The following is a 19,413-nucleotide window of genomic DNA, read 5'->3' as shown; positions in this document are numbered from 1 at the left end:
CCGTGCCCCGTGGTCTCCCTCCGAGCTCCTCTGGCGGGGGGAAGTCCGCCAGAGCGATCCGGGAGGAGGCCACGAGGCACGCGCTCCTACATGTCGTCGAAGATCTCGGCCGCCGTCTCCGCATACGCGTCCTCGCCGGCCTCCAGGTACTCGTCCCACTTCTGCGCGTCCCAGATCTCGACGCGCGAGCCCATACCCACCACGGCCACGTCGCGGTCGAGCCCCGCATAGCGGCGCAGCGGCTGCGACAGCAGGATCCGGCCCTGCTTGTCGGGGACCTCGTCGCTCGCGTGCCCGAGGAAGGCGCGCAGGTAGTCCCGCGCCGCCTTGTTCTCGAGCGGCGCGCGGCGGAGCCGGTCGTGGATGGTCGTGAACTCGTCGACCGGGAACAGGAACACGCAACGGTCGAGGCCGCGCGTGGCGACCAGCCCGTTGGTGAACCGGCCCCGGAACTTCGCCGGGAGGATCAGGCGGCCCTTGTCGTCGAGACGAGGCGTGAAGGTGCCGAGGAACACGCCCGTCGGGCCAAGGCCGAACGTCGCGGTGTCAGACATCGGCCCCTCCCCTCAGGCTCCCTGTCCCTCCCAGTGCCTCCACTTTACTCCACTTCTCTCCACCTGTCTCGGAAAATCTTCAAAATCTGACATCAATTTGCCTAAAAGCGCAGGTAGTCTGCGTGGAGCGTAGTGGAGGGAAATCGCCGCACAGGCGCCCTCGCGCTCCACTAGGCTCGGATCTGGGAGAGGGGAGCCCCATGACGACGACCGTCCCGACCGCCTCGCAGCTGGCCGATGTGTGCGACCTCGCGCTACGCGTGCGGGAAGAGCTGAGGAGGGTCCTGTCGGGGCTCGACGACGCGATCGACGCCACCCTGGCGACCGTCCTCGCCGAGGGCCACCTGCTCCTCGAGGACGTCCCCGGCGTCGGCAAGACGACCCTGGCCCGCGCGCTCGGGCGAGCGCTCGACGCGAGCGTCGGCCGCATCCAGTTCACGCCGGACCTGCTCCCGTCCGACGTCACGGGCGTGAGCGTCTTCCGCGGCGACGAGCACCGCTTCGAGTTCCGCCCCGGACCCGTGTTCGCGAACATCGTGGTGGCCGACGAGATCAACCGCGCCTCGCCCAAGACGCAGGCCGCGCTGCTCGAGTCGATGCAGGAGCGGTCCGTCACGGTCGACGGCGAGACCCGCCCGCTGCCCACGCCGTTCCTCGTCGTCGCGACGCAGAACCCGATCGACATGGAGGGGACCTATCCCCTGCCGGAGGCGCAACGCGACCGCTTCATGACGCGCATCGCCGTGGGCTACCCCTCGCACGCGGACGAGGTCGCGATGCTCGACGCGCACGACGGCCACGACCCGCTGGCCGAGGTGCGACCCGTCGCGACCGCGGCGGACCTTGAGCGCGCGATCGCGACCGTCCGCGGCGTGTACGCCTCCGCCGCGATCAAGCAGTACCTCGTCGACCTCGCGCGAGCGACGCGCGAGAGCGCGGATCTCCGGCTGGGCGCCTCGCCCCGCTCGTCGCTGCAGCTCCTGTCGGCGGCGAAGGCGCGCGCGGCCATGGCCGGCCGCGACCACGTGCTGCCCGACGACGTCAAGGCGCTCGCCGTGCCCGTGCTCGCGCACCGGCTCATCCCGGCGGCGCAGGCGCGCGCCGCGGGCCGCACCGCCGAGACGGTCGTCACCGAGCTGCTGTCGCGGATCGCCGTGCCCACCGCCCGCACCCCGGAGCCCACCCGCGGATGAGCTCGTTCCGGCGCCCCGCCGGCCGTCGCGAGGCCGATGCCGAGACGGCGGTCTCGCCGCGCGGCGTCGGCCTCGCCGCGGGCGGCGGCGCGCTGCTGCTCGTCGGTGTCGGGTTCGGCTCCGCGCCGCTCGTGCTCATCGGCGCCGCCGTGGTGGCCGCGGTGCTCGTCGCCGCGGGCTGGATCGTCGCGTCCTCCCTGCTCACCCGCTCGCGCGTGCGCGGCGTCACGCGCGAGGTCACGCCCGCGACGCTCACCGCGGGCACGCCCGCGCAGGTGGTGACGCGCGTGGCGGCCCCGGGCGGCGCGGCACGCGTGCTGCGGATCCGCGAGCAGGCGGCCGCCGAGCTCACGGGCGGCGCGGGCACGCGCGCCTCGATCGCACGGCGGCCGGGCGGGATCGAGCTGCGCTACCGCCTGGAGCCCACGCGCCGCGGCCGCTGGCTCCTGGGCCCCGCGCTCGCCCGCGCCGCCGACCCGTTCGGGCTCGCGTGGACGGACCGGCCCGTCGGCCAGGCGCTCGAGATCGCCGTGTGGCCGCCGGTGGTCGACCTCGCCGCGAGCGCGGGCGAGCTCATGGGCGTCGCCGACCGCGCCCATGCGGGCGCCCGCACCCCCGCGGCGGACGACGCCTCGCTGCGCGACTACCGCGAGGGCGACGACCTGCGCCGCGTCCACTGGGCGTCCTCCGCCCGGCGCGGCACGCTGCTCGTGCGCTCGGAGGAGCAGCAGGGCCGCACCGCGGCGACGATCCTGCTGGCGCTGCCGCCGGTGAGCGCGGGGCTCGAGTGGGCCATCACGGCGGCAGCGTCCGTCGCGCTGTCCGTGCTCGAGGCGGGGCACCCGGTGCGGCTGCTCGCGGGAACCGCGGAGGCGTCGGTGCACGATGCCCGCGGGCGGGCGGCCGAGCCCGCACGCGCGCAGATCCTCGACGCGACTGTCGACCTGGCGCCGTCCGAGTCCACGTCGGAGGCCGACCGCCTCCTCGCCGCGTCGGCGGGGCGGGTCGACGCGGGCCATCGGGACGTGGTGGTCGCGGTGGTCGAGCCGCTCGGGCCCACCGCGCTGCACGCGCTCACCCCCCTGGGCGAGTCCGGGCGCGCGTGGGCGCTCGTGCGGGCGTCGCTCGCGGCACGCGCGCGGGCCGAGCGCACGGCCGAGGCCCTGCGGCTCGGCGGATGGCGCACGGTGGTGTCCCTCGAGCCCGAGACCCTCGAGTCGGCCTGGACTCGGCTGCTCGCCGAGGAGACGGACGCATGAGCGGCGGACGGTGGCGGCTGGCCGCGACCCCGCTCGTCGCCGTCGCGGTCGGGCTGAGCCTCGCGGGCCTGTCCGGCCTCGTCATCTACGGCGGCTGGCTGAAGGTGCTCGCGATCGTGCTCGGGGCGACCGCCGCCGTGGTCGTGCTCGCCCGCCTCACGACAGGGAGGCCCTTCCTGCCCACGGTCGCGGGCGCCCTCGCCGGCGCCTGGTTGATCGTGCTCGCCTACGTGCCCGCGGACGACGGAGGGATCCGGTGGCTTCCCACGGGCGACACCCTGGCCGCCGTGCGCCAGGTCGCTCTGGACGCGGTCGGGTATGCGCAGGTCTCGGTCGCGCCGGCGCCCGTCGAGCCCGAGCTCGCGGGGGCGATCACCGCGGCGGTGGTCGCGCTGTTCCTGCTCGTCGACGCGGTCGCCGTGGGCGCGGGCTTCGCCGCGTCGGCGGGCTTCCTGCTCCTCGCGCCGTGGCTGCCGGCGCTCACGCTCGAGCGTCGCGTCCCCACCGCCGCGCTCGCCGGAACCCTCGCGGCCTGGCTCGCGGTGATCGCGTTGTCGCGCCGCAACGACCGCGGCTCGTGGCGCGCCCGCGCGCGCGACGGCGCCGCCCCCGCCTCACCGCCCGCGGTGCTGGGCGCCGCCGTCGCGGCGGTGCTGGTCGCGCTGCTCGTCGCGCCCCTCGCGATCGGCGGACCGTTCTGGGGGGCCATGCCCCGCCTGAGCCTGCCCGCCTCGCTCGGCGGCACCTCCCGCCTCGACCTCGAGATCGACCTGCGCGACTCCCTCACCACGCGCTCCGGGACCCCCGTCCTCAGCTACTTCTCCACGAACGGCCGCGTGGACGTCCTGCGCGCCTACTCCATGGGAACCTTCGACGGCAGCCGGTGGGACCGCGACCCCGAGGGAGAGATGGTGCCCGCGACCGGGGTGCTATGGCCCGAGGACCTCGCGAGCCCCCTGCTCCACGACCCGGCCACCATCTCGGTGAGCGTGGGCGACCTCGCCGAGAGCCACGTGCCGGTGCCCGCCTCGCCCCGCTCGCTGGCGGCCGGGAACGAGTGGCTGTACGACCCGTCGACGGACGAGGTGGTGATCAACCGCGAGGGCGGGACCCGCGACCTGTCGTACACCGTGCGCGAGGAGGTGGGCTACACCACCGAGGAGGCGCTGCGCGGCGCCGACCCGCTGATCGCGGCCGGCGGCGACCGCGCCGTGCCCGCGCGCTACCTCGACCTCAACCCGCGCATCGACATCGAGAACGTGCGCGCGATCGCGCAGGCCGTGACCGCGAGCGCCACCGACCGCTACGAGCAGGGCCTCGCGCTGCAGGAGTACCTGCGCGGCCCCAGCTTCACCTACGACACGGAGGCGCCCACCACCAGCGACGACATGGTGTCGACGTTCCTCGAGCAGCAGCACGGCTACTGCATCCACTTCGCCACCGCGATGGTCGTGATGGCGCGCACGCTCGACATCCCGGCGCGCATGGCCGTCGGGTTCCTGGGCGGCGTCGAGTCGGGCGACGGCTTCCAGGTCCGCGGCCGCGACGCGCACGCGTGGCCCGAGCTGTACTTCCCTGGCCACGGCTGGGTGCGGTTCGAGCCCACGCCCTCCGTACAGACCGGATCGCGCCCCGCGTACGCGGTCCCGGTGGTCCAGGGCACCACCCCGGACGACACGCGCAACCCGGTCAACCCCACCACCGCGCCGCGCACGTCGCGCCCGAGCGCGGCGCCGACGACGACCGCGCCCGCGACGGTCGAGGACGCGCGGGGCTTCCCGTGGATCCCCGCGCTCGCCGGCGCGCTGGTGCTCGCCATGCTCGCGATCGGCGTGGCGCGCCGCCGGGGATCGGCCGTGGCCGTCGACTCCCCCGAGGCGGCATGGGCGTCGATGCGCCGCCGCCTGGGCGACCGCGCCGGGGACGATGCGCTGACCCCCGCGGAGACCGAGCGCGCGATCCTCGAGCAGGGTCCCGAGCTGAGCGACGCGGCGTGCGAGGCGCTCGCGCGGCTGCGCACGGCGGTCGAGGACCAGCGCTACGCCCCCGGGGGCAGCGGCGTGCCCGCGTCGCAGCTGGCGGCGTGGGCCGATGCGGTGGCGGAGGCCGCGCGCGAGGCGGACAAGGCGGCCGCCCAGGGCCACCGCCGCTAGGGATGCGACGTGTTCACGGCCTCGGCCGCGAGCACGTCTGCGCAACGCGGTCCCAAGGAACGGAACCGCAGAAGCTAGATGTCGCCCTGCTCGCGCCGGCGCTCGAAGCGCTCCTCGACGCGGGACATGAAGCCGCGGTCGCCCTTGCGACGCTTCGCGGCGGTGCCGCCCGCGGCACGCAGGCCGGCCGGACGGGGTGTGAGCAGCGCCCACACGGCGGCCGCGAGCATGACGGCGAAGCCGGCCACGCCCACGATCACGAGCTGGGTGACCGCGCCGGTGACGACGATGCCGAGGCCGACGACGACGCCGACCCCCGCCCACACATAGCGGCTTCGGGGGCGCGAGGCGCGCGCCATCGCAGAGCCAAGCTTGGCGTCCGAGCCGAGGTCCCTCTCGAGCTGCTCGAGAACGCGCTGCTCGTATTCCGACAGCGGCATCGCAGCCTCCTTCGTGTGCACCGTGTGATCAAGTCTATCGGTCGCGCGTCATCCGTACCAGACGGGCGTCTAGGGTGAGCCCATGCCCCGGTCCCACCACCTCCGCATCGCTCCCGACGTGCCTCGTGGCGTCGAGTTCGCGATCGCGACGGGTGTCGCCGAGCTCCGTGACGAGCCCGATGGGACAACGTTCCTGTGGGTCAACGGAGTTCCCAGCTCGCCGCTCGACCCCGACCCGGGCTTCCTCGCGTTCGAGTACATGCGGCACCTGTCGGCCGCGGTCGACGCATGGGGACCGCCGCCGCGCATGCTCGCGCTGCACGTGGGCGCCGCCGCATGCGCCTTCCCGCGCCACCTCGCGCACCGGCTGCCCGACTCCGGCCACATCGCCGTCGACGTCGACGCGACGCTGCCCGAGCTCGTGCGCGCGTGGTGGGACCTGCCCCGCGCGCCGCGGCTGCGGATCCGCGCTCAGGACGGCCTCGACGCCGTGACGACGCGCCGCGACGCGAGCCTCGACCTCGTGGTCCGCGACGCCTTCGCGGGCGACGCGACCCCGGCGACGCTCGCCTCCCCCGAGTGGTGGGCGCAGGCCGCGCGCGTGCTGCGCCCCGGCGGTCTGGTCCTCGCGAACATCGGCACACGGCCCGGCGACCGCACCGCGGCCGCGGACGTCGCGGCGGCCGCCGAGGCGTTCGGCTCCACCCTCGCGATCGGCGAGCACGCGGTCCTCAAGGGCCGCCGGCGCGGCAACGTCGTGCTGGCGGCGGTCACGTCCGGCGCGATCGACGAGGCGGCGCTGCGGCGCTACGCGGGGTCGGCCGCCCTGCCGACGGGCGTCGTGCGCGACTGGCGCGGCTGATCCCGCCCGGCCCGCGCATCGTCCCGGGCAACGTCGAAGGCCGCCGGCCCCGAGGGGACGACGGCCTTCGCGAGAGAACCTCGGCTCAGAGGGGACGAACCTTCTCCGCCTGCGGGCCCTTCGGACCGTTGGTGACCTCGAACTCGACGCGCTGCGCCTCCTCGAGGCTGCGGTAGCCGTCCGTCTCGATCGCCGAGTAGTGGACGAAGACGTCGGCGCCGCCGCCGTCCTGGGCGATGAACCCGTAGCCCTTCTCCGCGTTGAACCACTTCACAGAGCCCTGTGCCATGCCTGTCTTTCCTTACCTTCGTGACCTTCGTGCCCGGGTGACGGGAAGGCCGGGCACGGCGCCCGGCCCTGTCGCCGCAATGCCGCGTCCCCAGCCCAGGTGAGACAGGTTCTTGCACACTACGTTTCTTGCAACCGGGGCAAGCATGGCAGACATCAGGGCTGATTGGGAGGATCCCGCCGCTCCTGCGCCAGGAATTTCTCGAACTCGGCGGCGATCTCGTCGGCGGACGGGAGCTGGTCGTCGAGCGGCAGCCCCCGGCCTCGTGCCTCGTGGAACGCGTCGTACTGGTTCTCGAGCGCCTCGACCAGCGCCTGGACGTCCTCGCTCTCGGCGAGCTGGCGGCCGATCTCCTCGGTGGCCCGCTCGGCGGCCGCATCGAGCGCGCCCGGGTCGAGGTCCAGCCCCGAGACGTCCTCGAGCCCCTCGAGGGCACGCTGCGCGGCCTGCGGATAGGTGGACTGCGCGAGGTAGTGCGGCACGTGCACCGCGACGTTGACGACCGGCATCCCCCACTGCCCGAAGCGGTACTCGAGGAGGTTCTGCGCCGACGCGGGCACGGTCACGGTGCCGAACATGGAGGGGGTGTCCGGCAGCAGGTCCTGATCGGTGCCGTGCAGCGTCACCGTGAGCGGGCGCGTGTGCGGCACGGCCATGGGGATGCCGTGGGTGCCCAGGGTGAGCCCCACGCCGAGCCTGTCGACGATCTCCCGCACGGCCCCGATGTAGCGCTCCCACTGGATGTCCGGCTCGAAGCCGTGCAGCAGGAGGAAGGGCGAGCCCTCGCCGTCGTGGACCATGTCGAGCGCGAGGTGCGGCTCGTCGTAGGCGGTCCACTGGTTGATCGAGAAGGTCATCTCGGGGCGGCGCGAGCGGTAGTCGAGCAGCTGATCGATGTCGAAGGTCGCGACACGCACGGGTGCGTCGTCGCTCAGCAGGTGGTCGGCGACGAGCGCGCCCGCGCGGCCGGCGTCGATGAATCCGCGCAGCGAGTGCAGCAGCACACCGCCCTCGCGCGGCGCGGCATCCGCCCACGCCTTCACGCCGTCCGCGTCCCAGGTCACCAGAGGTCGTTCCATGATGTTCCATCCTTCCACCCCCGCCGGACCCCGGGTCCGGTTCTCGCCCTCCGCGAAACCGGCGCGGGGGGCGGGTGCTACCGATGGCCGCACGAAAGGGCGATAATGAGGGACTGCCCTGTTCCCGTCAACGCAGGGCGTGCGGAGGGTATGCCGATGGCGAACGAGCGAGGGCTCACGGCCGAGCGAAGCGGTCTCACGGCCGAGCAGGAGGTCGTCGACGGCCTGTACACCAGGCTCGACGAGCTGCGCGACGAGGCGGGCGACAGGCTCGCCGCGATCCGCAAGGAGGGCCCGTCGGGCTCGCCGCAGAACCGCTCCGAGCGCGACGCGTTCGCCACGCTCTACGAGGACCGCATCGCCCAGCTCGACGCCGTCGAGGACCGCCTGTGCTTCGGCCGCCTGGACCTGCGCGACGGCGAGCGCTTCTACGTGGGCCGCATCGGCCTGTCCGACGGCGAGCACGTGCCGCTGCTGACCGACTGGCGCGCGCCCGCGGCGCGCGCCTTCTACTCGGCCACCGCGGCGAGCCCCGGCGAGGTGGTCAACCGCCGCCACCTCACCACCCAGGGACGCCGCGTCACCGCGGTCGAGGACGACGTCCTGGACGTGGACGCGCTGCGCGCGATGGGCGCCGACGCGGCCCTCGCCGGCGAGGGCGCGCTGCTGGCCGCGCTCGGGGCGCGGCGCACCGGCCGCATGGGCGACATCGTCGCCACCATCCAGGCCGAGCAGGACGCGGTCATCCGCGCGCCCATGCAGGGCGCGCTCGTGGTCCAGGGCGGTCCCGGCTCCGGCAAGACGGCCGTCGCGCTGCACCGCGCCGCCTACCTGCTCTACCACCACCGCGAGCAGCTCGAGTCGCGCGGCGTGCTCCTCATCGGCCCCTCGAAGACCTTCCTGCGCTACATCGACCACGTGCTGCCCTCGCTCGGCGAGACCGGCGCCGTGTCGACCACGCTCGCCGGTCTGGTGCCCGGCGCGAACATCACGGCCGTCGAGCCGGACGAGTCGGCGGAGGTCAAGGGCCGCACCGTCATGTCCGACGTCGTCAAGGCCGCCGTCCGCGAGCGCCAGCGCGTGCCGCGCGCCGACCGGGAGATCCGCATCGACGGCCGCACCGTCGTCATCAAGCGCGGCGACGTCAAGGACGCGCAGGCGCGCGCCCGCCGCGAGGGCCGGCCGCACAACGAGGCACGCGCATCGTTCGCGAAGGACATGATCGGACGCCTCACGCGCCAGCTCGCCGAGCAGATCGAGGCGTACTCGGACGAGGACCGCCACGAGCTCGAGCGCGACGTGCGCGACGACCGCAACGTGCGCATCGCCATCAACCTGTCCTGGCTGCCGATCAGCCCCGAGCAGCTGCTGCGCGACCTCTTCTCGAAGCCCCACCTGCTCGACCACGCGGCGCGCATGCTGCCGCAGGACGAGCGCGACCTGCTGCTGCGACCCGCGTCCGCCCCCTTCACCGAGGCCGACATCCCGCTGCTCGACGAGGCGGCCGAGCTGCTGGGCGACCTGCCCGGCTCGCGCGCGCGCCGCGCCGACGGCCCGTCGGCCGAGGAGATCCAGTACGCCAAGGACGTCCTCGACACGTTCGGCGACGGCGGCGTGGTGACCGCCGAGGACCTCGCGGCCCGCATGAAGGGCGGCACCGCCCGCCTGTCCGTGGCCGAGCGCGCCCGCGGCGACCGTACCTGGACGTACGGCCACGTGGTGGTCGACGAGGCGCAGGAGCTCAGCCCCATGGCGTGGCGCATGCTGCTGCGCCGTTGCCCCACGCGCTCGTTCACGATCGTCGGCGACGTCGCGCAGACCACGTCGGTCGCGGGCACCCGCTGGTGGCCCGAGACGATGGACCCGCTGTTCCAGACCAGCTGGGAGCTGCGCGAGCTCACCGTCTCCTACCGCATCCCTGCCGCCGTCGCCGCGGCCGCCCAGGCGTACGCACGCGCCGCGCGCCTGCCGGTCAGCGACCTGCGCGCCGCCCGTGAGCTCGACGACGCGACCGCGGCGACCCGGGCGGACGATGCGGTGGCCGCCGCAGCGCGCGTGGCGCGCGCCCACGACCGCGGGTTCGCGACGGGCGAGGGCGGACTGGTCGCCGTGATCGCGCCGCCGCGCCTGCACCACGAGCTGCGGTCGCTCCTCCAGGGCTCGGCCGTCGAGGTGTACACGGCCCGCGAGTCCAAGGGGCTCGAGTTCGACGTGGCGGTGGTGGTCGAGCCGGCCGAGATCGGCGAGCGGCCCGGCGACCTGTACGTCGCGCTCACGCGCCCGACGCGCCGCCTCGAGCTGGTCCACGCCGCACCGCTGCCGCGAGGCCTCGCGCTGTAGGCGCGCCGCGCAGCGTCCCTAGCGGGCCTCGCAGCCGCCCGACCCGGCGAGCGCGAGGCCCGCGAGGTCGCCCGGCCCCCAGTGGAGCAGGCGCAGGTTGGACTCGTGCATGAGCTCATCCTTGTCGCCCACGTGCGCGAGGCCGACGACGTGGCCGAGCTCGTGCTCGACGACGGCGCGCGCGAGCGCGTCGCCGCCGCCGCCGTCCTCGATGCGCGCTACGTCCTCCCAGTCGATGATGACGACGCCCGCGCGCAGGTAGCGCGAGTCGCCGTACGCGCCGGGCACGGCGCTCGAGCCGCCGAGGCCCGTCACCGTGCCGGCGAGCTCGGGGTTCTGATCCTCGCTCTCGAAGCCGATGATGATCGGTGCGAAGCGGTCGCCGTAGCGCGGCTGGACGAGCGGTCGGTCGAAGGACGCGGTCTCGTCGGTGAGCCCGTCGTACACGAACTGGAGGCCGGTGGCCTCCTGCACCGACGCGACCGCCTCCTTCACGATCGTCTCGAAGCCCTCGGGCATGTGCGCGGGCGAGATGACGTACGACAGCGGCCGGCACGGGTCGTACCTGACCGGACCGCCGCCCTCGCCGCCATCGGGGAACAGGAAGTCGTAGGAGCCGACCGTGGTGGACGTCACCGCGGGCAGGAGCCGCTCGTCGGGGCCGGCCGCGGTGGGGATCCTCACGGTCTCCCCGCCCGACTCGATGACGTTGCGCGGGGTGCCCCAGTGGCGCACGTCGGACCACGTGACACCGCGCCACACCGCCCCGGCGACGAACAGCGCCGTGCACGCCACGGTGACCACGATGATCCTGCCCGCCGACCTCATGCGGACACTCTGCCACGGGAGGGGGGTTCCTCCGCTACGCCCCGGACGTCCCTCCGGCCCGACCAGGCGGAACCCGAGTTGGAGAAGCACCAGGAAATGCGAGACGATAGCGCCCGTGCGCGCACTCCTTCTAGAGAACCTCTCCACCAAGGCCACCGAGATCCTCGAGGCCGCCGGCATCTCCGTCGAGAACCACGGCGGCGCGATGGACGAGGACGAGCTCATCGACGCCCTCCAGGGCGTCCAGCTGCTCGGCATCCGCTCCAAGACACAGCTCACGGAGCGCGTGATGGAGGCGTGTCCCGACCTCATCGCGGTCGGCGCGTTCTCGATCGGCACCAACCAGATCGACCTCGCCGCCGCCGCGAAGCGTGGCATCGCGGCGTTCAACGCGCCGTTCTCGAACACCCGCTCGGTGGTCGAGATGGCCGTGTCCGAGATGATCTCGCTCACCCGCCGCCTGCCCGACCATAACCGCAGCCTCCACGAGGGCCTGTGGTCGAAGTCGGCGACCGGCGCGCACGAGATCCGCGGGCGCACGCTCGGCATCGTCGGCTACGGCAACATCGGCTCGCAGCTGTCGGTCATCGCCGAGGCCCTCGGCATGAACGTGATCTTCTACGACAACGCGGAGAAGCTCGCGCTGGGCAACGCGACCCCCATGCCCAGCCTCGCGGCGCTGCTCGCCGAGGCCGACGTCGTCACCCTCCACGTGGACGGCCGCAGCGGCAACCGCGGGTTCTTCGGCGCCGAGCAGTTCGCCGCCATGAAGGACGGCGCGATCTTCCTCAACCTCTCGCGCGGCTTCATCGTGGACCTCGAGGCGCTCAAGGCGGGCCTCGAGTCCGGCGCGATCGGCGGCGCGGCCGTCGACGTGTTCCCCGAGGAGCCCAAGAAGACCGGCGACCCGTTCGAGTCGCCGCTGCAGAACATGCCCAACGTCATCCTCACCCCGCACATCGGCGGGTCCACCGAGGAGGCGCAGCGGGACATCGGCATCTTCGTCGCCACGCGCCTGCGCGACTACGTGTTCCACGCGTCCACGTCGCTCAGCGTCAACGTCCCCAACCTCTCGCTCGACCAGGTCCAGGGCTCGCACCGCGTGGCCCACCTGCACGAGAACATCCCCGGCGTCCTCGCCGCGGTCAACCAGGTCTTCGCCGCCCACAACGTCAACATCGACGCCCAGCTCCTCGGCACCCGAGGCGAGCTCGGCTACGTGGTGACGGATGTGGCCTCCGGCCTCAACAAGGAGGCGGTGCGGGCGCTCTCGAGCATGCCCGGCACCGTCCGTCTGCGAGTGCTCTCATAAACACCACCGACCCCACCACCGACGCCGTCTCCTTCGCGGAGCTCGGGCTGCCCGACCCGCTCGTGGAGGCGCTCGGCCGCCACGGTATCGAGACCGCCTTCCCCATCCAGGCGGCCACCATCGCCGATGCGCTTGCCGGCCGGGACGTGCTCGGCAAGGCCCGTACGGGCTCGGGCAAGACCCTCGGCTTCGGCCTGCCCGCGATCGTGCGGCTCGCCGAGGGCCCCCGCCCCGAGAAGCGCCGCCCCCGCGCCATCGTGCTCGTGCCGACGCGCGAGCTCGGCATGCAGGTCTCCGACGCGCTCGAGCCGTACGCGCACGCCATGCACGTGTCGCTCAAGCTGGTCGCCGGCGGCCTGTCGATGTCGAAGCAGATCCAGGCGCTCGAGCGCGGCGTCCACCTCGTGGTGGCGACGCCCGGCCGCATGGCCGACCTGGTCCGCAACGGCCACGCCGACCTGTCCGAGCTCGAGCTCATCGTCATGGACGAGGCCGACCACATGGCCGACATGGGCTTCATGGACGAGATCACCGAGATCCTCGCGGGCGTGCCCGCGGGCGGGCAGCGCCTGCTGTTCTCCGCGACGCTCGACGGCGACGTCGACAAGCTCGTCAAGGCGTACATGCAGGATCCGGTCACGCACGACGTCACAGACGGCGACGACCAGCCCGCGACGATGCGCCACGTGGTGCTCAACGTGCCGCCGAACGCGAAGTACCAGATCGCCACGCGCATCGCGGCGCGCGAGGGCCGCACGATCGTGTTCGTGCGCACCAAGCTCGCCACCGAGCGCATCGCCGACGAGATGCGCGAGGCGGGCGTCCTCGCCCTCGCGATCCACGGCGACCGCTCGCAGGCGGAGCGCAACTTCGCGATCGCCGCGTTCCGCGCCGGCGACGTGCCCGTCCTCGTCGCGACGGACGTCGCGGCGCGCGGCATCCACGTCGACCACGTCGACCTGGTGATGCAGATCGACCCGCCGGCGGATCACAAGGACTACACCCACCGGTCGGGCCGCACGGCACGCGCGGGCGAGGAGGGCCTCGTCGTCACCCTGGTCCTGCCGCACCAGCGCCGCTCGACGGACCGGATGCTCGAGCAGGCGGGCGTCGACGTGACGTTCCGCAAGGTGCGTGGCGAGGACGACGAGTCGCTCGCGATGATCGCCGAGCTCACGGGTGCCCGCGAGCCGTCGTGGCAGCCGGTGCGTGAGCCGCGCCCGCAGCGCCCCGAGCGCCGCGGCAAGTACGACCGTCCGGGTCGCGGCGACCGTCCGAGCCGTGGAGACCGCGGAGATCGCGGCGGCCGCTCCGAGCGTCGCTGGGAGGACCGTCCGGCCCGCCAGTGGGACCGCGACGACCGTCCCGCGCGCCGCGAGGACCGCGCGCCGCGACGCGACGACCGCGCCGACGAGGCGCTCGCCGCCACGCAGCGGATGGAGGAGCGGCTCGCCCGCATGGAGGCCAGCCTCGCGGAGCGCGAGGCGCGGCTGGCCGCGCGCGAGCGCGGTCTGTCCGAGCGGGAGGCGCAGGTCGAGGAGCGCTCGACGCGTCGCTACGACGACCGTGGACCCCGTCGCTACGACGACCGCCCCTCGAGGAGCGGCGGCGACAGGGGCGGCAAGGGCGGCTACGACCGCTCGTCCGGCGGTGGACGCTCCTCCTCCGGCGGCGGCAAGTCCTACGGCAAGGGCGACAAGCCCTACGGCAAGGGCGCGGGCAAGGGCGGGTACGACTCGGGCCCGACCCGGAAGCCTAGGAAGCCGAGGAGCGGCCGCTAGCCGCATCCTCCTCGCGCAGCCGGGCGATCGCGGCCTCGAAGTCCTCGAGGCTGTTGAACGCCTGGTAGACGCTCGCGAAGCGGAGATAGGCGATCTCGTCGAGCTCGCGCAGCGGAGGCAGGATCGCCAGGCCGATGTCGAGGGCGTTGATCTCGGCCTGGCCGTTGCCGCGGATGGTCTCCTCGACCTTCTGCGCGAGCAGGGCCAGGTCGTCGTCGCTCACGGGGCGGCCCTGGCACGCCTTCTTCACGCCGGAGACGATCTTGTCCCGGCTGAACGGCTCCGTCACGCCGTTGCGCTTCGCGACCGTCAGGCTCGCCGTCTCGACGGTGGTGAAGCGGCGCCCGCACGCGGGGCACTCGCGGCGACGACGGATCGACGAGCCGTCGTCGGCGGTGCGCGAGTCGACGACGCGCGAGTCGGGGTTCCTGCAGAACGGGCAGTGCATGCGTTCACTCTGCCATGAAGCGAGGCGCCCGCCCAATCCCCCGCCCCCTGGCCACCGCACGCATCCGGCGGCGGCGGCCGTCACTGGACGGGCAGGTAGATCTGCTCTCCCGCCGCCAGGGCGGTGTCGGGCATCGCGTTGAGGTGCTGGATCTGCGCGACCGTGTCGCGGACGTCGTCGCCCGCGGGCGTGAGCGCCGCGGCGATGTCCCAGAGCGTCTCCCCCGCGCCGACCGTGTACGCGTCGACGGCCGCCGGCTGGGCCGGGCCGTCCGCCGCGAACGCCTGCGGACCGATCACGGCCGCCGCGACGAGCAGCATGGCGACAGCCAGGAAACGGCCGGCGCGTGCGCGACGGGCTCGGGCCTCGCCGGTCTGCGGTGCGTAGATGCTCATCTCTGCCTCCTCGATTCGAACACCTGTTCTATCGAACGTGTGTTCTAGTTCTAGCACCGCCCGCCGACACTGACAAGACACGCTCGAACATATGTTTGATTTCCGCCGGGGCTTGCCCTAGCGTCGAGGACAAGAGGACCACCGGGGTCTGACATCCACCCGACGGGAGGCAGGCATGACGCAGCGGGGCACGCGACCGGGCCGGGGCGGACGGCGCGCGGAGGGCACGCTCGGCGAGGGCGCCGAGGCGACCGTCCACGAGCTGCGCGACCCCGCCACGGGCCTGACCGCGCGCCAGCGCGCCGTCGTCGACTTCATCCGCGCCACCGTGCTCGACCGGGGCTACCCGCCGTCGATGCGCGAGATCGGCGACGCCGTCGGCCTCACCTCGCCCTCGTCCGTCAAGCACCAGCTCACGGCGCTCGAGGCGAAGGGCGTGCTGAGGCGCGACCCGCACCGCCCGCGCGCCATCGAGGTGGTGCTGCCCGGCGAGCAGGAGGCGGAGCCCGCCGTCGAGGCGCCCGCCGCTCCCCCGCTGCCCCCGGCCGTCGCATCGTCCGTCCGCGAGGACGACGTGAGGATCGTGCCGCTCGTCGGCCGCATCGCCGCCGGTGGCCCGATCCTCGCCGAGCAGTCCGTCGAGGACACGTTCGCGCTGCCGCGGCAGCTCACCGGTGACGGCGAGCTGTTCATGCTGCAGGTGTCCGGCGACTCGATGGTCGACGCCGCGATCTGCGACGGCGACTGGGTGGTGGTGCGCCGTCAGGACAGCGCCGACAACGGCGACATCGTCGCGGCGCTGCTCGACGACGAGGCCACCGTGAAGACGTTCCGCCGCAAGGACGGCCAGGTGTGGCTCATGCCGCACAACCCCGCGTACACGCCCATCGACGGCACGCACGCGCGCGTGATGGGCAAGGTCGTCTCGGTCCTGCGCCGCGTCTGACGGCACGATGCGCGGGCCGGCTCCCGCCGCATCGTCCCTGGTGGCGGACCGCTAGGACGCCGCGAGCCGCCGCAGCGCACCGAGCGCGACCTCACGGTCCGTGGTCGGCCACAGGTCGGGCATCGACCGCGTGAGGAAGCCGCCATAGCGCGCGGTCGCGAGGCGCGGGTCGAGCACGGCCACCACGCCGCGGTCCGCGCTCGAGCGGATCAGCCGCCCGGCGCCCTGCGCGAGCAGCAGCGCCGCGTGGGTCGCGCTGACCGCCATGAAGCCGTTGCCGCCGTTCTTGGCGACGGCCTCGGTGCGCGCCTGCGCGACAGGCTCGTCGGGGCGCGGGAACGGGATGCGGTCGATCACGACGAGGCTCGCGGTGCGGCCCGGCACGTCGATGCCCTGCCACAGCGACGTCGAGCCGAACAGGCACGCCGACTCGTCCTCCTGGAAGCGCGCGACGAGCGTGGGCAGCTGGTCGTCGAGCTGGTACAGCACGGGCACGTCGAGCCGCTCGCGCATCGCGTCCGTCGCGGCCTGCGCGGCCTTGTGGGAGGAGAACAGGCCGAGGGTGCGCCCGCCGGCCGCCTGGATGAGCGCGGCGAGCTCATCGAGCGCCTCCTCCGAGATGCCGCCCATGCCGGGCTTGGGCAGGTGCTTCGCGACGTAGAGGATGCCCTGCCTCGGGTAGTCGAACGGGCTGCCCGCGTCGAGCGTGACCGCGTGGTCGACGCCGAGGTGGCGCGAGATCGCGCCGAAGTCGCCGCCGAGCGCGAGCGTGGCCGAGGTCATCACGGACGCCTTCTCGTCGAGCAGGCGCTCGCGGATGAGCCCGGCGACGTCGAGCGGCGCGGCGACGATGCGCTCGACCACCCGGGAGTCGTAGTCGCCGTCGCGCGGGGCGAGCCAGATGACCTGGCTGCCGTGCTCGCCCTGGAGCTCCTCGCACACGTCGACGATCGCGCCGAGCGAGGCCCCCGCGACCTTGCCGCCGGCGCCGAGCTCCTCGGCGCGCTTGGTGGTCTCGGACACGTAGGCGCGGGCGGCGGCGCGGACCTCCTCCACGGCCTGCGCGAGCGCGTCGGGCAGCCCCAGACGCAGGCGGCCGGGCTCGAGCTCCCCGAGCGCGCCGTCGAGATGCCGGGCGGCCCGGTCGAGGTTCTCGGTGACGATGCCGCAGCGGCGGGCGTCGCGCGCGGCGCGGTCGACGGCGGTGACGGTGAGCTCGTGGGTCGCCGAGGAGGTGATGCGGCTCACGAGCTCGTGGGCCTCGTCGACGATCAGCACGCTGTGCTCGCCGATCATGTCGTGGCCCGTGGCCTGCACGCCCAGCACGGCGTGGTTGGTGACGACCACGTGGGCCTTGGCCGCCGTGTCCCGCGTGCGCTGGGAGAAGCACTCCTGCAGGGCGGGGCACTTGGACTCGAGGCACTCGCGGCCCGAGACGGACACCTGTGCCCATGCGCGGCCGCTCACGCCGGGCACCAGGTCGTCGCGGTCCCCCGTGTCGGTCGAGTCGGCCCACTCGTTGAGGCGGACGATCTCGCGGCCCAGGTCGCTCGTGGGGCCGATCGGCAGCATGTCGTCGCTCGGCTCGTCGGGGTAGCCGCCCGCCATCTTGTGCACGCACAGGTAGTTCCCGCGGCCCTTGAGCAGGGCGATGCGGGCGCGCTGGCCCAGGACGGGCTCGAGCGCCTCCACGACGAGCGGGAGGTCCTTGGTGTAGATCTGGCGCTGCAGGGCGAGCGTCGCGGTCGAGACGACCACGCGGCCGCCCGTGCGCACGGCATGCGCGACGGCGGGCACGAGGTAGCCGAGCGACTTGCCCGTGCCGGTGCCCGCCTGGATGAGCGCGTGCGCGGAGCCGTCGAGCGCATCGGTCACGGCGCGCGCCATGAGCCGCTGCCCCTCGCGCGGCTCTCCCCCGAGCGCGCCGATGGCCTGCTCGAGCAGCGCGTCGGCGTCGTGGGTCTCCACGGACGCGGTCACAGCGAAGCCGACGGGACGCCGGCCTCCTCGAGGCGGGCGGCCAGGCCCGCATCCACGAGCGCCGTCAGGTGCGTGCCCTCCGCGACGTGCGACTGCGCGAGCACCTCGCCGTGGCGGTGCACCTCGCTCACGAGGTCGCCGCGCGTGTACGGCACGACGACGTCCACGGTCACCTCGGGCCGCGGCAGCTCGCGCCCGATGAGCTCCATGAGCTCCTCGATGCCCTCGCCCGTGAGCGCGGACACCTCGATCGTGATCTCCCGGCGGCCGCGGAGGCGCATGAGCGTCTCGGGGTCGGCGATGTCGGCCTTGTTGAGGACCAGCACCTCCTTGACCTGGTCGGCCCCCGGCACGTCCGCGAGCACCTCGCGCACCGCGCGGATCTGGCTCTCGGGGTCCGGGTGGGACGCGTCGACCACGTGGAGCATGAGGTCGGCGTGCGCGACCTCCTCGAGCGTCGAGGCGAACGCGGCGACGAGCTGGTGCGGCAGGTCGCGCACGAAGCCGACCGTGTCGGAGACCGTGAACTCGCGGCCGTCGGGCGTCTCGGAGCGGCGCACGGTCGGGTCGAGGGTCGCGAACAGCGCGTTCTCGACGAGCACGCCCGCGCCGGTGACGCGGTTCAGCAGCGACGACTTGCCGGCGTTGGTGTACCCGACGATCGCGACGTTGGGCAGCCCCAGGCGCTTCTCGCGGCGCACCTTGCGGGCCGGCTCCATCGCCTTGATGTCGCGGCGCAGCTGCGCCATGCGGGTGTGGATGCGGCGGCGGTCGAGCTCGATCTTGGTCTCGCCGGGTCCGCGCGAGCCCATGCCCGCGCCGGCGCCGCCGACCTGGCCGCCCGCCTGACGGGACATCGACTCGCCCCAGCCGCGCAGGCGGGGCAGCAGGTACTCGAGCTGCGCGAGCTCGACCTGCGCCTTGCCCTCCTTGGACTTCGCGTGCTGCGCGAAGATGTCGAGGATGAGCGCGGTGCGGTCGATGACCTTGACCTTGACGACGTCCTCGAGGGCACGGCGCTGGCTGGGCGCGAGGTCGTCGTTGACGATGACGGTGTCGGCGCCGACGGCTGCGACGATGTCGCGCACCTCGTGCGCCTTGCCCTTGCCGATGTAGGTGGCCGGGTCGGGGTGCGGGCGGCGCTGGAGCACGCCGTCGAGCACCTCGGAGCCGGCGGTCTCGGCGAGCGCGGCGAGCTCGCGCAGCGAGATCTCGGCGTCCTCGGACGTGCCGTGCGACCACTGGCCGACGAGCACCACGCGTTCGAGGCGCAGCCGGCGGTACTCGACCTCGGTGATGTCCTCGAGCTCGGTCGAGAGGTTCTGGACGCGGCGCAGCGCGGCGCGCTCCTCGCGCTCGTACTGGTCGCCGTCGTAGTCGGTGACGGCGGTACCGCCCTCGGCGACGGCCGTGCCGGCGCGGGAGAGGACCCGGTCGATCACCGCGTCGGCGCGGCGGTCCTCGGGCGTGTCCTGGTGGTCTGCTGCTGAGTCGCTCATACGGCGTCCATTGTCTCACCCCGGCCCGCCGCCCCGGAGCGGCCTGGGGACGATG

At 73.7% G+C, this 19,413-nt stretch carries 17 protein-coding genes; 8 read left to right on the top strand and 9 right to left on the bottom strand.

Annotation, left to right across the window (positions count from 1 at the left end; all coding sequences use genetic code 11):
- Positions 1–86: 86 nt before the first annotated feature.
- Complete coding sequence (gene mraZ, locus AOM04_RS12190; RefSeq protein WP_062465144.1) at positions 87–515, bottom strand: division/cell wall cluster transcriptional repressor MraZ; 429 nt, start codon at positions 513–515, stop codon at positions 87–89.
- 239 nt (positions 516–754) lie between these two features.
- Here mraZ and AOM04_RS12185 point away from each other — a divergent pair, with 239 nt between their 5' ends.
- From AOM04_RS12185 to AOM04_RS12175, 3 genes are read left to right on the top strand one after another with little or no spacing between them, the layout of a single operon-like run.
- Positions 755–1,747 (top strand): AAA family ATPase, encoded by a 993-nt coding sequence (locus AOM04_RS12185; RefSeq protein ID WP_062465063.1) that lies wholly within the window; start codon positions 755–757, stop codon positions 1,745–1,747.
- Positions 1,744–3,006: a DUF58 domain-containing protein gene (locus AOM04_RS12180; RefSeq protein WP_062465062.1), complete on the top strand. Its 1,263-nt coding sequence runs from the start codon at positions 1,744–1,746 to the stop codon at positions 3,004–3,006. Before AOM04_RS12185 ends, AOM04_RS12180 begins: the two co-directional genes overlap by 4 nt.
- Positions 3,003–5,159, top strand: a complete 2,157-nt coding sequence (locus AOM04_RS12175) for a transglutaminase TgpA family protein (protein WP_062465061.1) — start codon at positions 3,003–3,005, stop codon at positions 5,157–5,159. The genes AOM04_RS12180 and AOM04_RS12175 overlap by 4 nt, the downstream gene beginning before the upstream one ends.
- A gap of 74 nt (positions 5,160–5,233) precedes the next feature.
- On the opposite strand, the gene AOM04_RS12170 is transcribed toward AOM04_RS12175, so the two are convergent.
- The gene (locus AOM04_RS12170) at positions 5,234–5,599 is read right to left on the bottom strand and encodes an SCO2097 family morphological protein (RefSeq protein ID WP_062465060.1); all 366 of its coding nucleotides are present in this window, start codon (positions 5,597–5,599) and stop codon (positions 5,234–5,236) included.
- Positions 5,600–5,681: 82 nt separating this feature from the next.
- Here AOM04_RS12170 and AOM04_RS12165 point away from each other — a divergent pair, with 82 nt between their 5' ends.
- Positions 5,682–6,461 carry a spermidine synthase gene (locus AOM04_RS12165; protein ID WP_062465059.1) on the top strand — a complete coding sequence of 260 codons (780 nt, stop codon included), beginning with the start codon at positions 5,682–5,684 and terminating at the stop codon, positions 6,459–6,461.
- A gap of 85 nt (positions 6,462–6,546) precedes the next feature.
- Here the strand turns inward: AOM04_RS12165 and AOM04_RS12160 are convergent, their stop codons facing one another.
- Together AOM04_RS12160 and AOM04_RS12155 are read right to left on the bottom strand one after the other, a co-directional pair.
- Positions 6,547–6,750, bottom strand: a complete 204-nt coding sequence (locus AOM04_RS12160; RefSeq protein ID WP_062294355.1) for a cold-shock protein — start codon at positions 6,748–6,750, stop codon at positions 6,547–6,549.
- A 155-nt stretch (positions 6,751–6,905) separates the two neighbouring features.
- Entirely contained in the window at positions 6,906–7,829 is a 924-nt protein-coding gene (locus AOM04_RS12155) for a PAC2 family protein (protein ID WP_082104632.1), read from the bottom strand.
- 156 nt (positions 7,830–7,985) lie between these two features.
- Here AOM04_RS12155 and AOM04_RS12150 point away from each other — a divergent pair, with 156 nt between their 5' ends.
- Positions 7,986–10,169, top strand: a complete 2,184-nt coding sequence (locus AOM04_RS12150) for a HelD family protein (RefSeq protein ID WP_062465058.1) — start codon at positions 7,986–7,988, stop codon at positions 10,167–10,169.
- Positions 10,170–10,187: 18 nt separating this feature from the next.
- Here the strand turns inward: AOM04_RS12150 and AOM04_RS12145 are convergent, their stop codons facing one another.
- Positions 10,188–10,997 (bottom strand): zinc metalloprotease, encoded by an 810-nt coding sequence (locus AOM04_RS12145; RefSeq protein WP_062465057.1) that lies wholly within the window; start codon positions 10,995–10,997, stop codon positions 10,188–10,190.
- A gap of 106 nt (positions 10,998–11,103) precedes the next feature.
- Between AOM04_RS12145 and serA the strand changes: the two genes are divergently transcribed.
- Together serA and AOM04_RS12135 are read left to right on the top strand one after the other, a co-directional pair.
- Positions 11,104–12,309 (top strand): phosphoglycerate dehydrogenase, encoded by a 1,206-nt coding sequence (serA, locus tag AOM04_RS12140; protein WP_062465142.1) that lies wholly within the window; start codon positions 11,104–11,106, stop codon positions 12,307–12,309.
- A 62-nt stretch (positions 12,310–12,371) separates the two neighbouring features.
- Positions 12,372–14,090, top strand: a complete 1,719-nt coding sequence (locus tag AOM04_RS12135; protein ID WP_062465056.1) for a DEAD/DEAH box helicase — start codon at positions 12,372–12,374, stop codon at positions 14,088–14,090.
- Here the strand turns inward: AOM04_RS12135 and nrdR are convergent.
- Both nrdR and AOM04_RS12125 read right to left on the bottom strand, forming a co-directional pair.
- Complete coding sequence (gene nrdR / locus AOM04_RS12130; RefSeq protein ID WP_062465055.1) at positions 14,065–14,538, bottom strand: transcriptional regulator NrdR; 474 nt, start codon at positions 14,536–14,538, stop codon at positions 14,065–14,067. The genes AOM04_RS12135 and nrdR overlap by 26 nt on opposite strands.
- Positions 14,539–14,618: 80 nt before the next feature.
- The gene (locus AOM04_RS12125; RefSeq protein ID WP_062465054.1) at positions 14,619–14,933 is read right to left on the bottom strand and encodes a LysM peptidoglycan-binding domain-containing protein; all 315 of its coding nucleotides are present in this window, start codon (positions 14,931–14,933) and stop codon (positions 14,619–14,621) included.
- 175 nt (positions 14,934–15,108) lie between these two features.
- Between AOM04_RS12125 and lexA the strand changes: the two genes are divergently transcribed.
- Positions 15,109–15,879 carry a transcriptional repressor LexA gene (gene lexA / locus AOM04_RS12120; protein ID WP_082104630.1) on the top strand — a complete coding sequence of 257 codons (771 nt, stop codon included), beginning with the start codon at positions 15,109–15,111 and terminating at the stop codon, positions 15,877–15,879.
- 51 nt (positions 15,880–15,930) lie between these two features.
- Here the strand turns inward: lexA and AOM04_RS12115 are convergent, their stop codons facing one another.
- Both AOM04_RS12115 and hflX read right to left on the bottom strand, forming a co-directional pair.
- Positions 15,931–17,859, bottom strand: a complete 1,929-nt coding sequence (locus AOM04_RS12115) for an ATP-dependent DNA helicase (RefSeq protein WP_228373718.1) — start codon at positions 17,857–17,859, stop codon at positions 15,931–15,933.
- Positions 17,856–19,358, bottom strand: a complete 1,503-nt coding sequence (gene hflX / locus AOM04_RS12110; RefSeq protein ID WP_062465053.1) for a GTPase HflX — start codon at positions 19,356–19,358, stop codon at positions 17,856–17,858. The genes AOM04_RS12115 and hflX overlap by 4 nt, the downstream gene beginning before the upstream one ends.
- Positions 19,359–19,413 lie beyond the last annotated feature (55 nt).

Origin of the sequence: Demequina soli, from assembly GCF_000971195.1 — a bacterium.
Taxonomy (GTDB): Bacteria; Actinomycetota; Actinomycetes; order Actinomycetales; family Demequinaceae; genus Demequina; species Demequina soli.
Note: the sequence above shows the minus strand (reverse complement) of the source record. Positions and strands in the feature narration are given on the sequence as shown.

Excerpts from the sequence above, each read along its gene's own strand:
- AOM04_RS12185 (WP_062465063.1), top strand. The coding sequence starts at position 755 with ATGACGACGACCGTCCCGACCGCCTCGCAGCTGGCCGATGTGTGCGAC.
- AOM04_RS12180 (WP_062465062.1), top strand. The coding sequence starts at position 1,744 with ATGAGCTCGTTCCGGCGCCCCGCCGGCCGTCGCGAGGCCGATGCCGAG.
- AOM04_RS12175 (WP_062465061.1), top strand. The coding sequence starts at position 3,003 with ATGAGCGGCGGACGGTGGCGGCTGGCCGCGACCCCGCTCGTCGCCGTC.
- AOM04_RS12170 (WP_062465060.1), bottom strand. The coding sequence starts at position 5,599 with ATGCCGCTGTCGGAATACGAGCAGCGCGTTCTCGAGCAGCTCGAGAGG.
- AOM04_RS12165 (WP_062465059.1), top strand. The coding sequence starts at position 5,682 with ATGCCCCGGTCCCACCACCTCCGCATCGCTCCCGACGTGCCTCGTGGC.
- AOM04_RS12160 (WP_062294355.1), bottom strand. The coding sequence starts at position 6,750 with ATGGCACAGGGCTCTGTGAAGTGGTTCAACGCGGAGAAGGGCTACGGG.
- AOM04_RS12155 (WP_082104632.1), bottom strand. The coding sequence starts at position 7,829 with ATGGAACGACCTCTGGTGACCTGGGACGCGGACGGCGTGAAGGCGTGG.
- AOM04_RS12150 (WP_062465058.1), top strand. The coding sequence starts at position 7,986 with ATGGCGAACGAGCGAGGGCTCACGGCCGAGCGAAGCGGTCTCACGGCC.
- AOM04_RS12145 (WP_062465057.1), bottom strand. The coding sequence starts at position 10,997 with ATGAGGTCGGCGGGCAGGATCATCGTGGTCACCGTGGCGTGCACGGCG.
- nrdR (WP_062465055.1), bottom strand. The coding sequence starts at position 14,538 with ATGCACTGCCCGTTCTGCAGGAACCCCGACTCGCGCGTCGTCGACTCG.
- AOM04_RS12125 (WP_062465054.1), bottom strand. The coding sequence starts at position 14,933 with ATGAGCATCTACGCACCGCAGACCGGCGAGGCCCGAGCCCGTCGCGCA.
- lexA (WP_082104630.1), top strand. The coding sequence starts at position 15,109 with ATGACGCAGCGGGGCACGCGACCGGGCCGGGGCGGACGGCGCGCGGAG.
- hflX (WP_062465053.1), bottom strand. The coding sequence starts at position 19,358 with ATGAGCGACTCAGCAGCAGACCACCAGGACACGCCCGAGGACCGCCGC.